At 28.9% G+C, this 13289-nt stretch carries 14 protein-coding genes; all 14 read right to left on the reverse strand.

Annotated features, from left to right (window positions below; all coding sequences use genetic code 11):
- Positions 1-58: 58 nt before the first annotated feature.
- Complete coding sequence (locus AYC61_RS01840) at positions 59-496, reverse strand: protease complex subunit PrcB family protein (protein ID WP_066495969.1); 438 nt, start codon at positions 494-496, stop codon at positions 59-61.
- 184 nt (positions 497-680) lie between these two features.
- Positions 681-2363 carry a LysM peptidoglycan-binding domain-containing protein gene (locus AYC61_RS01845; RefSeq protein WP_162265424.1) on the reverse strand — a complete coding sequence of 561 codons (1683 nt, stop codon included), beginning with the start codon at positions 2361-2363 and terminating at the stop codon, positions 681-683.
- Positions 2364-2484: 121 nt separating this feature from the next.
- Positions 2485-3426 (reverse strand): transketolase family protein, encoded by a 942-nt coding sequence (locus tag AYC61_RS01850; RefSeq protein WP_066495971.1) that lies wholly within the window; start codon positions 3424-3426, stop codon positions 2485-2487.
- Positions 3423-4229, reverse strand: a complete 807-nt coding sequence (locus AYC61_RS01855; protein WP_066495974.1) for a transketolase — start codon at positions 4227-4229, stop codon at positions 3423-3425. The genes AYC61_RS01850 and AYC61_RS01855 overlap by 4 nt, the downstream gene beginning before the upstream one ends.
- A gap of 41 nt (positions 4230-4270) precedes the next feature.
- On the reverse strand, positions 4271-5134 hold the full coding sequence (locus tag AYC61_RS01860; protein WP_066495981.1) for a YitT family protein: 864 nt from the start codon (positions 5132-5134) through the stop codon (positions 4271-4273).
- Between the two features lie 92 nt (positions 5135-5226).
- Complete coding sequence (locus AYC61_RS01865; protein ID WP_066495983.1) at positions 5227-5988, reverse strand: WecB/TagA/CpsF family glycosyltransferase; 762 nt, start codon at positions 5986-5988, stop codon at positions 5227-5229.
- A 10-nt stretch (positions 5989-5998) separates the two neighbouring features.
- Positions 5999-7093: a polysaccharide pyruvyl transferase CsaB gene (csaB, locus tag AYC61_RS01870; RefSeq protein ID WP_066495986.1), complete on the reverse strand. Its 1095-nt coding sequence runs from the start codon at positions 7091-7093 to the stop codon at positions 5999-6001.
- 61 nt (positions 7094-7154) lie between these two features.
- Positions 7155-8486 carry an O-antigen ligase family protein gene (locus tag AYC61_RS01875; RefSeq protein ID WP_066495988.1) on the reverse strand — a complete coding sequence of 444 codons (1332 nt, stop codon included), beginning with the start codon at positions 8484-8486 and terminating at the stop codon, positions 7155-7157.
- Positions 8477-9022 (reverse strand): hypothetical protein, encoded by a 546-nt coding sequence (locus AYC61_RS01880; protein WP_066495991.1) that lies wholly within the window; start codon positions 9020-9022, stop codon positions 8477-8479. The genes AYC61_RS01875 and AYC61_RS01880 overlap by 10 nt, the downstream gene beginning before the upstream one ends.
- A 12-nt stretch (positions 9023-9034) precedes the next feature.
- Entirely contained in the window at positions 9035-9532 is a 498-nt protein-coding gene (locus tag AYC61_RS01885; protein WP_066495994.1) for a DUF4330 domain-containing protein, read from the reverse strand.
- 258 nt (positions 9533-9790) lie between these two features.
- Entirely contained in the window at positions 9791-10906 is a 1116-nt protein-coding gene (locus AYC61_RS01890; RefSeq protein ID WP_066495996.1) for a glycosyltransferase, read from the reverse strand.
- A gap of 332 nt (positions 10907-11238) precedes the next feature.
- Positions 11239-11769, reverse strand: coding sequence for a hypothetical protein (locus AYC61_RS01895; RefSeq protein WP_066495998.1), 531 nt, complete (start codon positions 11767-11769; stop codon positions 11239-11241).
- Between the two features lie 690 nt (positions 11770-12459).
- Positions 12460-12810 carry a type II toxin-antitoxin system PemK/MazF family toxin gene (locus tag AYC61_RS01900; protein WP_066496000.1) on the reverse strand — a complete coding sequence of 117 codons (351 nt, stop codon included), beginning with the start codon at positions 12808-12810 and terminating at the stop codon, positions 12460-12462.
- A gap of 1 nt (position 12811) precedes the next feature.
- Positions 12812-13087: a CopG family ribbon-helix-helix protein gene (locus AYC61_RS01905; protein ID WP_066496002.1), complete on the reverse strand. Its 276-nt coding sequence runs from the start codon at positions 13085-13087 to the stop codon at positions 12812-12814.
- Positions 13088-13289 lie beyond the last annotated feature (202 nt).

Here is a 13289-nt window from a genome sequence, read left to right on the forward strand (position 1 = left end):
AGATTTAAGCTATTAATTTTATTACACATAAAAAAAGCCTCATTCAAGAGGCAATTTTCTAACGTTTATATTCTACTTGCAATTTAATCTTATTTGGAAGTTCTGATAAATTAGTCTTAGCTACTACATATGGATAAGTAATAACTGGATTAACAACTTGATTAACACCAGGGTCTGAATACAAAGCATATACTGTCATAACTGTTTTATCGTCAATTTTCTCTTGAGTAATTTTATCTATGCTTACAGTGTATCCTGAAGACTTCTTTTCTCCTCTTGTAACTATTACGTATACATTATCATCTATCCTACAAGAAAGTGCTCTTTCTTTAGCTATGTATTTCGGCAATATATTCATTATCTGTTGTGGAATTTCTTCTTCTTTCAGAATATCAAATTTCACGTTACTATCATCTTTATTAAGAATGAATCTTGGTACAAATATTACTCCCATAATAATTGCAACAACTATACCTAATATTAAATACTTTTTCATGTAATCCCCCCATTTACTATATCTATTGTATTTTTATTCTAGTACATGTGCTTTTATGATTATATATTTAATTATATGAAAATATTTGTACAATACTTATACTGCAAATTCTCAAAATACAAAAGGCTATCTCAACCGATTTAATTAACTAAAAAATCTTTGAGATAGCCTTTTCATAAATTATTTATCTTACAACAACAACATCTTCTTGCAGCATCTTCCAAAGTGATTGGTCTTCCATACCGAGTCTCCATAAAGCTACACCTTTTATACCCATATTGTGCGCCAGCTCTATTTTAGCCAAAATGCTATATTTATTCTCAAACCAAACTTCATGCTTATCACCTTTTTCATCTACATAAGAAAACATTGGTGTTTTAGTTTCTTCGTCAAAAATTACTTCTTTATTATATTTTTTTGCCAGATCCATAGCCATTTCGTATGTTACATACGTGTTTTTTCCAGTTGTTAAGTTAAAATCAAAACCAAATACAGAAACAGCAGCCACAATCTTTTCTTTAGGCATTTTTGTTATAGTATAATTCAATACTCTTTCCATCCATCCTATTGAAACTACAGGTCCTGGACCACTTCCCGGCCATCCATGCTCATTATAAAGCATTACTACAAATTCTTCTACTGCATCGCCTATGGCTGAATAGTTAAATGGATCTGAAAATGGATTAAATGGTTTGTCACTAACTCTTGATGGTATTGAAGCCGAAAAATAATATCCTCTTTTTTCCAATTCTTCACCAAGCTCTTTATAGAAACTTGATAGTTTCTCACTATCTTTTTGATATACGTCTTCGATATCTATATTTACACCATCAAATCCATAACCTTCTATTAATTCAATTATATTTTGTATAAATCTCTGTCTATTTACGTTTGTTGAAAGCATTTCTGATACTAAATCTTTAGCTACTTTAGTTCCTCCATCGTATAACAAGTTATGAACTACTGCTAAAACTCTTACATTATTTTGATGCCCTTTATTTATTACATCCTCAACGTATTCTTTGGTAAACTCTCCGAACTTCTCTATCTCTGTTGGATTATCCTCATCTAGTCTAAACATAAATAATCCTGTTTCAGATATAGAGTCAGTATTTTCTACAAATGAATTATATGAACTAGGTAATTTAGGACCTTCTTCTAAAGTATAGAAACCTAAATTATAAGTTAGGGGTTTATCTCCTCCATATACATTGCTCTTTACATTGTTTTCTGATATCCATCCTTCTTTTCCATTATATAATCTAACCTTATACCATTTATTTGAATATGCTAAAGATGGAAGCTTTGCACCTTTAGTCATTGTGTCAATAATTTTATAGTTTAATCCTCGGCCCTGACGAATATTTGAAATATCTACATCAACAACTACCTCTGAATAACGTGGTATTTTTAACTTCTGTCCAACCATAAGTTGCGGTGATGATAGTTCATTTAATTTTACTATATTTTCTATAGTAGTATTAAATTTTTTAGCTATTAAATATAAGGTATCACCTGGCTTCACTATATATATATCTTGAAATGGTATTTGGAGTTGTTGACCTATCGTCAAAATCGGTGATTTTAATTTATTTAATGACATTATTTTTTTTATGCTAGTACCAAATTTTTCTGCTATTTTATACAAGGTATCTCCTGGTTTGACTATATATATATTAGATGTTGGTATTATTAATCTTTGTCCTATCATCAATAAAGGAGATGATAAATAGTTTGCTGCCATTATATTTTTTACTGACGTATTAAATCTTTTTGCTGTTTCATATAAAGTATCATTGGGCTGAACTATATAAATTCTATTAGGATATAAGAACATTTTCGCCACCTTCTTTATAAAAATAAACATTATTACCTACTTTAATGTATGTTTATTTTTTATGAATGTGAGAAAAAAATGAATTTAAAAAGGATTAGCTTCATAAAACTGAATCTAATCCTTTTTGATTAACAATATTCTTAATTTATTTTTATTTATTAGCTATTATTTCTCTAGCAGCTTTTGCAATATCCTCAGCTGTTAAACCATATTTAGCTAACAACTCACTTCCATCTCCTGATTCTCCAAATGTATCATTAACACCTATTCTCTTCATGAGAGCTGGTGCTTTTTCTGAAACAACCTCAGCTACTGCACTTCCTAATCCACCTATAATGCTATGTTCTTCAGCTGTAACTATTGCTCCTGTTTCTTTTGCTGCTTTTATTATAATGTCTTCGTCAATTGGTTTTATAGTGTGTATATTTATTACTCTAGCTTTTATGTTTTCTTTCTCTAATATATCTTTAGCTTTAAGAGCCTCAGAAACCATTATACCAGTTGCAATAATTGATACATCGTTTCCTTCTGATAACTGTATTCCTTTTCCAATCTCAAATTCGTAAGTATCTTCATCAAATATTACAGGAACCTTACTTCTTCCTAATCTTATATAAGCTGGTCCATTGTATTCTGCTATTTTTAATATTGCTGCCTTTGCTTCTACTCCATCAGCAGGATTTATTACTGTCATATTCGGAATAGATCTCATTATACTTATATCTTCTATAGCTTGATGAGTTGCTCCATCTTCTCCTACTGTTAAACCAGCATGTGTTGCTGCTATTTTTACATTTAATTTAGGATAAGCAACTGAATTTCTTACTATCTCAAATGCTCTACCTGATGCAAATATTGCAAATGAACTAGCAAAAGGTATCATACCGGCTGCAGCTAAACCAGCTGCTGTTGCAACCATATTTTGTTCTGCTATACCAACATTTATAAATCTTTCTTTACAAACTTCCTTGAAAGATGCTGTTTTTGTAGATTTTGATAAATCTGCATCTAATACAACAACTTTATCATTGATTTTAGCTAACTCAGCTAACGCCTCACCATATGCTTCTCTTGTAGCAATCTTCTTCATTATTTTACACCTCCAAGTTCTTTTAATGCTATTTCTGTTTCTTCTTGGCTAGGTGCTTTACCATGCCATCCAGCTTGATCTTCCATAAAGGAAACTCCTTTTCCCTTAATTGTTTTAGCTATGATAATAGTTGGTTTTCCTTTAGTATTTTTACTCTGCTCTATAGCATCTATTATTTGATCAAAATCATGACCATCTATTTTTATTACATTCCATCCAAAAGCTTCAAACTTTTTATCCAAAGGATTTATTCCCATAACATCTTCATTTTTCCCATCTATTTGTAATCCATTGAAATCTACGAAAGCTGTTAAATTGTCTAATTTATAGTGAGCTGAAAACATTGCTGCTTCCCAAACGATACCTTCTTGTACCTCACCATCACCTAATATAGTATACACTCTATAACTCTTATCTTGAAGTTTAGCGGCAAGAGCCATTCCATTAGCTGCTGCAATTCCTTGACCTAATGAACCTGTTGACATATCTACTCCCGGTGTACCTTTCATGTCTGGATGACCCTGAAGCATTGCACCTGTTTTTCTAAGTTTTAATAGTTCTGATTTATCAAAATAGCCTTTTTCAGCTAAAGCTGCATATAAAACAGGTGCTGCATGACCTTTTGATAATACAAATCTATCTCTTTCTTCCCATTTTGGATTTTTAGGATCAATGTTCATTTCCTTAAAATATAACGCTGTTACTATATCACATGCTGACAAAGAACCTCCTGGATGTCCGGATTTAGATTCATAAAGCATTTCAATTATATCTCTTCTGATTACATTTGCTTTTTCTTTTAACATTTTGTTCCTCCTTCTTTTGTTATATACAAATCTATATAATTTTATTGCATATTTATTCTTTTAAAGCCTTCTCCTAGTACTTCATTTGCATCATTAACTATTACAAAAGCTTTTTTATCAATTTTATATACTAATTTTTTAAGTTTCACTATCTGAGCTCTATTAACTACACAATATAGAATATCTTTATTTGAGCCGGTATACATTCCTTTTCCCTTAAATACTGTAACTCCTCTATTTAGCTCTTTTATTATTGTCATACCAATTTCATCTGGTTTTTGTGATATTATAAAGAATGATTTTGCATAACCCATACCTTCTAATATTTGATCAATAACTTTAACACTTATATATAGTGTTAATATTGAGTACAGAGATATTTCGATTTTTTTTGAAACTAACCCTGCAAATATAACTACACATATATCAATACTCATCATTAATTTAGCTATACTAAATCTAGGAAAAAATTTATTAAGTATTGCACCCGCTAAATCAGTGCCTCCTGTTGTACCTCCTGCTTTAAAGACTAATCCTATTCCTATTCCTGCTAAAACACCTCCAAATATTGACGCTAACAAAATATCATTAGTAGCGTTAGTATGAGGTAGCATTTTTAAAAATACTGATAATGTTATTGTTGCATAAAGCGTTTTTGCTCCAAATACTTTACCTAATACCATGACACCAACTATAAACAAAGGTACATTAATAGCTAAATTCATAATGTATACTTCTATGCCAAATAATTTTTTCATTACTACTGCAAAACCAGTTACACCTCCTGGTGCTATAGTATTTGGCTCTAGAAAAATATTTAATGACAGTGCTAATAATAATGTTCCCAATGTAACAAAAACATAACTTCCAATAAGCTTAAACCATTTGTTTTCCACTAGATTCATTAATATACCTCCCTGAATGTAAAAGTTTATAACTAAGTTTTCATTATTTTCACTAAAAACATAGTATACTTGATTTATTGTTGTTTGACTTATTATTCAACTAATTTCTCTCTAGAAAATAACAACAACAATACAAATTTAGGTAATGCCATTTGTCTTTTTATCCTAGATGGCTGTTTTATCAATCTATGAAGCCATTCTAAGCCAAGTTTTTGGTATATTAATGGTGCTCTCTTTACATCTCCTGCTAATATGTCTACTGTACCACCATTTCCTATCATTACTTTGCAATTTAATTTATCTCTATTTTTGTCTATCCACAATTCTTGTTTTGGTGCCCCTAAACATACAAATAATACTTCTGCGCCAGAATTGTTAATATCCTCAATTACAGCCTTTTCTTCATCATGTCCTTCATAACCTATATGTGTTCCTTTGAAATATCCGTTATGAATACCCGCTATCTTTATATTGGTATATTTTTTCATTATATTATCAACTGCTCTTTGAGCTGTTCCTTCTTTTCCTCCTAATATATATAATGAATAACCTTTTTTATCACATAAACTTAGTAATTTTGTTGATAAATCAACTCCTGTTACTCTTTCTTTTAACGGTTTTTTCTTTATTTTTGATGCATATATTAAACCTACTCCATCTGGTATGATTAAATCTCCTCTGTTTATCATGTTACATAAAGTATTGTCACTTCTAGCCTCCATAACAATTTCAGTGTTAGGAGTGTAAATAGACATTTGATTGTTATTTTCCAAAGCTTTTTCAACTGTTTTTACAGCATCAACTAGTGTAGTATTATTTACTGCAACACCCATAATTTTTATTACATTGTTCATTTAATCAACCTCATTTCAATAAGCTCATAGCAAACTCAACATTCATGTGTGATTTTTTTCTAAACTCTTCTCTGTGTTTTTCTAATTGACATCTTATCTCTTTTTTATTATTCCAAACATCATCAAACAAAGCTGCTAGCTCTGTATAATTCATATTTTGTATATCTATTTTGTAGGTTAGTCCAATATTATTCATAAAGCCTTCAACTTTCGGATCATATGCGACTGCAATCATTGGTGTTGTCTGTGTTGCTGCATATATTAAAGAATGTAATCTCATTGCTATTATTAGTTCAAGCTTTTTTATAATTCCCATTATTTCTTCTACACTGTATTCATGCTCTAAAATATAGCACTTTGTTTTAGTATGATTTTTTATGTCTTTACAAAAACTCAAATCAATAGGAAAATGCATAGGTATTAATAAAACCTCTACATCATAATTATCATTTATATAATCTACTGTTTTTGCGAATTCTTCTGCATTATTGTAATTTTTCCACTTTCTTAGCGATAAGCCTATAATCTTTTTGCTTCTGTCGATTCCTTCCAATTTCAGTATTTGGTTTATTCTATTATCATCAACTTCTTTTAATGCATAAACAGGATCAGCGGTTACATGGATATTGTTGTTTTTTACATTTAAATCTTTTAATGTATTCAATGAATCATAATCCCTTAGTGTTATCATATCAACTGTATTTAATACATTCTTTGATAACATTCTATTTACTCCCTTTATTATAGGACCTATACCATTCGCATAAACCATAACTGGTTTATTCATCAGTTTTGCAAGCTTAAGTAATGATAAATAATAGAGTATTGATTTAGTACTTGTAATATCCTGAATAAGACTACCACCACCGCTAATCAACAAATCACTATTCTTTATTTCCCTGAAAATACTATTAATACTGAACCTATCAACAGCTCTAATACCATATAACTCTGTAGTATTTTGGGGATCTTTTGAAAGCACGGTTAACTCTAACGTATTATCTATTTTTTTAAACTCATTAACGATTGCTTTTAATATAGCATCATCTCCGCTATTTTTAAAGCCATAATATCCAGAAATAAGTATTTTTTTCCCTTTATTCATATGGATACTCCTTTAATAATATTTATCAAACAAATAAGGCTTCCCTTAAAACAAACCTTCATTAGATACCCTTATTTCCTTCTAAATTAGCTAACTTCTGTATAGTAAGTATAAATCCTATTACTATCCAAAATGTTATTATAATTCTAGGTAAATATAAAACATTTTCAAATAATCCATGAAATAATATACTGGCAAAAGCAGCTAAAGCACCTGCTCCTAATGTAGAAATATAAGCATCACTCTTCTTTATAGCAATAATCGAATATTTAAATACTATAAATATTAAAAAAATAAGTGACAAAATTCCTAATATGCCCATTTCCGAAAATGTTTCAAGATACATATTATGTGAATGATATACATTCATAGTTCTTATATATTTAACAAATGTACTTTTAAATGGCAGATATCCAAAACCTACTCCTGTAAGCCAATTATCTCTAATAATATCCAATGTTATTGACCAAACCTTTATTCTATATGCATTTGAAGAATCACTAAGGTTTGTTATTGTCATAAGTCTGTGAAATATAGACGCTGGCATTAAAAATATTGATAATATACCTACCGGTATTGCTGCTAGTAACAATCTTTTCTCTACTATTATTATAAATATAAATAATCCAAATGCAAATCCAAGCCATCCACCTCTGGAAAAGGTAAGTACAAGAGTTATTGTCAATATCAATGTAGTCACTAAAAAAGTTGCTTTTTTAAGCATATTTTTACTCGACCAAAATAATGCTACTGAAAATGGTAACGCCATAATTAAATATTCAGCTAAAATATTTGGGTTACCAAATATCGAGTATACTCTAGTTTTTAAGTCTGGATTATTTGCTACATCTACCCAAGCACTATCAGCTTTTATTCCAATCTTGTATTGATATAGACCATATATAGAAACTAATACTGCTGACATAATAAATATTGTAATTAATATATTTAGTTCTTGTTTATTTTTTATTGAATTAATCATAGTAAACATAAAGCATATTGATATAATATGTATAGCTAAATCTCTTATACTTCCATTTATATCAGTTGATAATAATGTTGATATTATAATCATCATAATAAATAGCAATATTGGAATATCCATATGACTTTTTCTTATTCTATGGTTATTAATAAACATCCTGTCAAATGCGAATATTACTGCTATAAAAGCTAATAACAATAGTGCCTGTGATTTTGTTACGAATGGAAATGTAAAAAGAGCAACTCCTATTCCAATATTAACATTGTACAATGACATACATATTAGAGCTATACCACCAATCATTGCTATAAACATTTTATTATCTAAATACACATATAAAAATGCACATATCACTCCTATAAGCAATGGTAGTATTATTTTTTTTAAATTCATTTCATTTACCACCATTCTTCCCCTCCATCATCAAGTGTAAATACAGATATAATAGTATTTATTATCCAACTATTTTTTAGCATCTCTATTGTTTTTGCATTGTTAATATATAAAAAAAGACTAAAAAATGTTATAAAAGCTAACATTGATATACTTACTATCCTCAAAGATATTATGTTAAAAAACCTTAATGATAATAATGTAACATTAAAACCTATTATAATTATATACAAAGCATTATCAGTATTCATATCTTTCTTGAGTACATTTAATATATAACTACCCTTTACACAACTGTTTACTTTTCTTTTCAACTTAAATAATAGCTTATTTATAAAATCTACTATTTTCTTATACAATAAATATATATAGCTATTTTTTATAATACTATTTTCATTTGTGAAAAAATTACAAACTTTCGAGCCTTTACATCCTTTTTTAAGCCATAATACTATCTTATCTACTACTAATTTCAAAATACTGTATTTGTATAAGCTTGCAAATACATCCTTTGTTTTAACCAGAAGATTAATTGTATAACTATTATACAATTTTACCAGCCCCTATTTATTATTTTCGTCTATTTTTAATACTGTACCAAACACAGCTATTTTTTTATTTTTCAATCTAAACTGAGAACCGATTCTTGTATGCTCTCCTCCAACTACAACTAATGAATCACTAATAGCTGCATCTGATTCTACTTCCAAGAAAACATTGAATTTTTCAGGCACATCTGCAAGTACAACTTTTCCTTCAGAAGTTGCTACTGCTTCTTTATATGGAAGAACTTCTATTTTTTTTATCTGTCCAAAATAGTTTCCTCTATCGTAATGGAATAATTTATCTTCTTCTTGCATTCCATCTACAGTTGCTTGTCTAACTCCACTTACTTCAACTGATAAAGTTACTTTTTGCGTGTTACTTCCCCCTAAAGAAGTTGGTCTGTTTTTCAGTTTATATCCTACTCCACCTACTGCTAATACTATAATTAACAATACTAACAAATCTATAACGTTTATTAAGCCAAACAACTTGCCCTTATTATCTATTATCTTCATTTTTATCCTCCTTGATTACTTATTCTTTTTTAATTTCAACCCAGATTATTCAAAGAAAATTATGAGCAGTGAACCCAAATCTGGATTTGGTGTGAATCGCTTACTCCTATGAAGTACTGAATAGGAGATTCATTAATGAGGTACTTCTGATTACAAGATATCCATTAAATTTTCGATACCAATTCGGTATGCCTTCAAATTTACTAAAATCTTCTAATTTAGAAGCTTACAACATATTATTCAAAGTTATATGAATAATCAGGGTTTAATAATATCCTCATATATTTTGCAATGATCTAATGCCATTTTATTAAGTGAGAATTGATTTTTAACTATTTCATAAAGATTATTTCCCATTTCAGATGTTTTTTCATCATTATTTAACATTTCTTTTAAATAATCAGCTAACATTTGACTATTTCCAACTTCAAAAAGATAACCATTGATTCCATTGTCTACTAAATCTTCAAGTCCTCCGACATTTGTACTGACTATTGGTTTCTTTAACTTAGCTCCTTCTAATATTACATAAGGAAAACTTTCACTCTTTGATGTTAAAACATTTATATCTAATACGTTAAAAAACGAATAAGGCTGATTAACAAAACCTAAAAACTTAGTATTATGATCAATGCCTAATTTAGTCGAATGATCTTTAAGTCTTTTACATTCATCTCCTTCACCAGCTATTAAAAATATAACATCTTTTCTTTCGTCTAACACAATTTTTGCTGCATTCAATAATGTAATAATATCTTTATTTGTATCAAGTCTAGCTGCTATTCCTACTATTTTTTCATTTTTATAGTCCACCCTATATTTTTCCAAAAATTTGTTTTTTGGTATTATGTCAAATGTATTTTCAAAATCTATACCATTATATACAATAAAAATTTTGTTAGCTTTAAATCCTCTTTCACAAAGCATATTTTTAAAACTACTTGAAACTGCTATATAATAATTAAAACATTTTAATGCTGTTTTATTTAAAAAAGTATATATTAATCGCTTGTACACATTATCTTTAAAATCAAGCTTATAATCACTATGTATAGTAGTAACCATTGGCTTTTTTATATATAGCTTCAATAGCATAGCTATAAAATTTGCTCTTGCACCATGACAATGAATAATATCATAACCTTCATTTTCAATAATATTTATAAGCTTTTTAACAACTGATAGATCGTATCTCTTTTTTTGTTTTATTACTTGTATATTTATACCTAATGCTTTACCTTCAGTATAAAAAGTATCTTCTAAAAAGCATACTATCTTTGCCTCAACATACTTATTTAACTCTTTTACTAAGGATAACACATGAGTTTTAGCTCCTCCCGTGTCTCCTCCACTTATCAAATGAAGTATTTTCATAGTTTATTTGCTCGTTAAGAGCCACCCTCCTTCCATGCTCAGGTTATCTCAATAATTATACCACATCTACTATATGATTTCTATATACACAAATTACATAATCATCTTAAATTATTACCTCAAACAATAGAATTTATTTACAGTCATTATGTATTATGTACAAACTCTTGTTTTAATAACAATTAATTTAGAAAAAAATCTACTATCATTAGTTATTTTAAATTGAATTTTTCATCAACATAACGGATATTATAACTTATCCATAGTTTTAAAATCCTATGCATTAGAAAAGCTGTAAAACTATTTTTATTACCGTTTTACAGCTTTAATATCTATCTAACTTCGTAGCTACCTCTAACCATAAAAATAGCATATTTAGGTACAAGTACTCCTCTTCCATCACTTCTGGGAACTATTAATAAATGATTATTAGGTATTTTTTGATTCATTTGAATATCTTCACCTGCTGTAGTATCAGATAATCCACCTAAATCACTTGCAATAGCTGTAGCACTTCCACCTCTTAGTATTATCTCTGTTCCCGCATTACATATTAGTGTTTGTCCATCTTTTAGCTCAACTACATCTAATGCCGCAGACCCTGAAGATTGTAAATTGGCAATTTTTTCTTTTAACTGTTTATTTTCTTCTACTAAGGTTTGTATTTGAGTAGCATTGTTATTACTAGTTTCTATAGCTGGATTTAATTTTTCATCAAGGTAAAATTTCACTTGTTCAATTCTCTTTTGAACATAGCTTAAGGTTACTAATGGATCTTCTTGAGAGCCAGGTTCACAAAATGCTATACTACTCATGACTATAATCGCTATAATTACTATTAAAATATGTAATCTCTTTCTCAAAATTTAAATCTCCTCTCAATCTTATTCTCTTATTTTATCATTTGTCACGATATTTACTCAATATATTTTTTATAGCAATCTCTTACTATTGGAGTAAGTTTGAGTTTTAGCTCATATTCATTTTCATTCTAGGAGCAAGTAAATCACATAATCATAAATTCCCGTTCTCAACTTAAAACCATAGATTTTGGTTCTATGTTTTCTTATTCTGTGCCTTGCTTAGTTTTAATACTATCTATTTGCAATTTTTACTTTTTTATTAGTCATGTCTTTAATCCTTCAAACTGTAACTCCTGCTCAGTACCTTCGCATGAGTAAGCGATTCACACCAAATCAAATAGATTTGGGTTCTCTGCTTTCTCAATCTGTGCCTTACTTAATTTTATATTATCTATTTTGTAAATTTAACTTTTTATTTGTCATTTCATTGTTCTTTCAAACTGTAACTCCTACTCACTTCGTTCCTAGGAGTAAGCGACTTACACCAAATCATAGATTTGGGTTCGCTGCTTTCTTAATCTGTGCCAAACTTATTGATTATTACAATTTTAACATTTTTATTAGTCATAATATTAATCCTTCAATCAGTAACTTCTACTCACTTCGTTCCTAGAAGTAAGCGATTCACACCAAATCGTAGATTTGGGTTCTCTGCTTAAAAATATAAGCCTGGTTTTCCCAAGCTTTTTTTTAAAAATCCACCAATCCTAGACTAATTTTTAGACATTCATTTACTTTAATCATCATATCATCATCAAAATGACCTATTTTTTCTCTTAATCTTTTTTTATCAATAGTTCTTATCTGTTCCATTAAAACTACTGAGTCCTTAGTTAAGCCATATTCAAAGGCTTTAATCTCAATATGGGTTGGAAGCTTTGCTTTATTAATTTGTGATGTAATTGCAGCAACTATAATTGTTGGACTATATTTATTACCAACATTATTCTGAATAACAAGTACCGGTCTAACACCGCCTTGCTCGGAACCAATAACAGGGCTTAAATCTGCATAAAGAATATCTCCTCTTTTAACAATCAAATTATTCACATCCTGTCAATCTGGCTTCATACTTAATCAGTTCATTTGTATCATTCTGTAAACCTATTTCAGAAATTAATGAGTTCAATTCACCCATTTCTTCATAACCAACTTTCAAACTTTCTCTTATTTGCATTTTTTTTCTTTCTCTAATATATAACCTCATGGCCTCTCTAATAAATTGACTTCTATTCTTCTTTTCAATATAAACAATTCCATCTATCTCCTTTAACAAAGAATCAGGTAAACTTATCATAATCCTTTTTGTTTGGGCCATTCTGCCACCTCCACATTATCACTGACGACAAAAATATAGATTATTTAATTTTATAAGTCTATAACATAAAAACAAATTATTTCTAATCCCATATTTTCCAAGTTTAGTATATTCATATATATGCCAGTATATACTTGATTATACATCTATTTTTTTATTTCTGTCAACTCTTAAAACACAATAGATAGCGTTAATTTACTGT

This window comes from Abyssisolibacter fermentans, assembly GCF_001559865.1.
Lineage (GTDB): Bacteria > Bacillota > Clostridia > Tissierellales > MCWD3 > Abyssisolibacter > Abyssisolibacter fermentans.

What these genes read in the sequence shown, in the direction of transcription:
- AYC61_RS01840 (WP_066495969.1), bottom strand. Translation starts at nt 496, where the DNA reads ATGAAAAAGTATTTAATATTAGGTATAGTTGTTGCAATTATTATGGGA.
- AYC61_RS01845 (WP_162265424.1), bottom strand. Translation starts at nt 2,363, where the DNA reads ATGTTTATTTTTATAAAGAAGGTGGCGAAAATGTTCTTATATCCTAAT.
- AYC61_RS01855 (WP_066495974.1), bottom strand. Translation starts at nt 4,229, where the DNA reads ATGTTAAAAGAAAAAGCAAATGTAATCAGAAGAGATATAATTGAAATG.
- AYC61_RS01860 (WP_066495981.1), bottom strand. Translation starts at nt 5,134, where the DNA reads ATGAATCTAGTGGAAAACAAATGGTTTAAGCTTATTGGAAGTTATGTT.
- AYC61_RS01865 (WP_066495983.1), bottom strand. Translation starts at nt 5,988, where the DNA reads ATGAACAATGTAATAAAAATTATGGGTGTTGCAGTAAATAATACTACA.
- csaB (WP_066495986.1), bottom strand. Translation starts at nt 7,093, where the DNA reads ATGAATAAAGGGAAAAAAATACTTATTTCTGGATATTATGGCTTTAAA.
- AYC61_RS01875 (WP_066495988.1), bottom strand. Translation starts at nt 8,486, where the DNA reads ATGGTGGTAAATGAAATGAATTTAAAAAAAATAATACTACCATTGCTT.
- AYC61_RS01885 (WP_066495994.1), bottom strand. Translation starts at nt 9,532, where the DNA reads ATGAAGATAATAGATAATAAGGGCAAGTTGTTTGGCTTAATAAACGTT.
- AYC61_RS01890 (WP_066495996.1), bottom strand. Translation starts at nt 10,906, where the DNA reads ATGAAAATACTTCATTTGATAAGTGGAGGAGACACGGGAGGAGCTAAA.
- AYC61_RS01905 (WP_066496002.1), bottom strand. Translation starts at nt 13,087, where the DNA reads ATGGCCCAAACAAAAAGGATTATGATAAGTTTACCTGATTCTTTGTTA.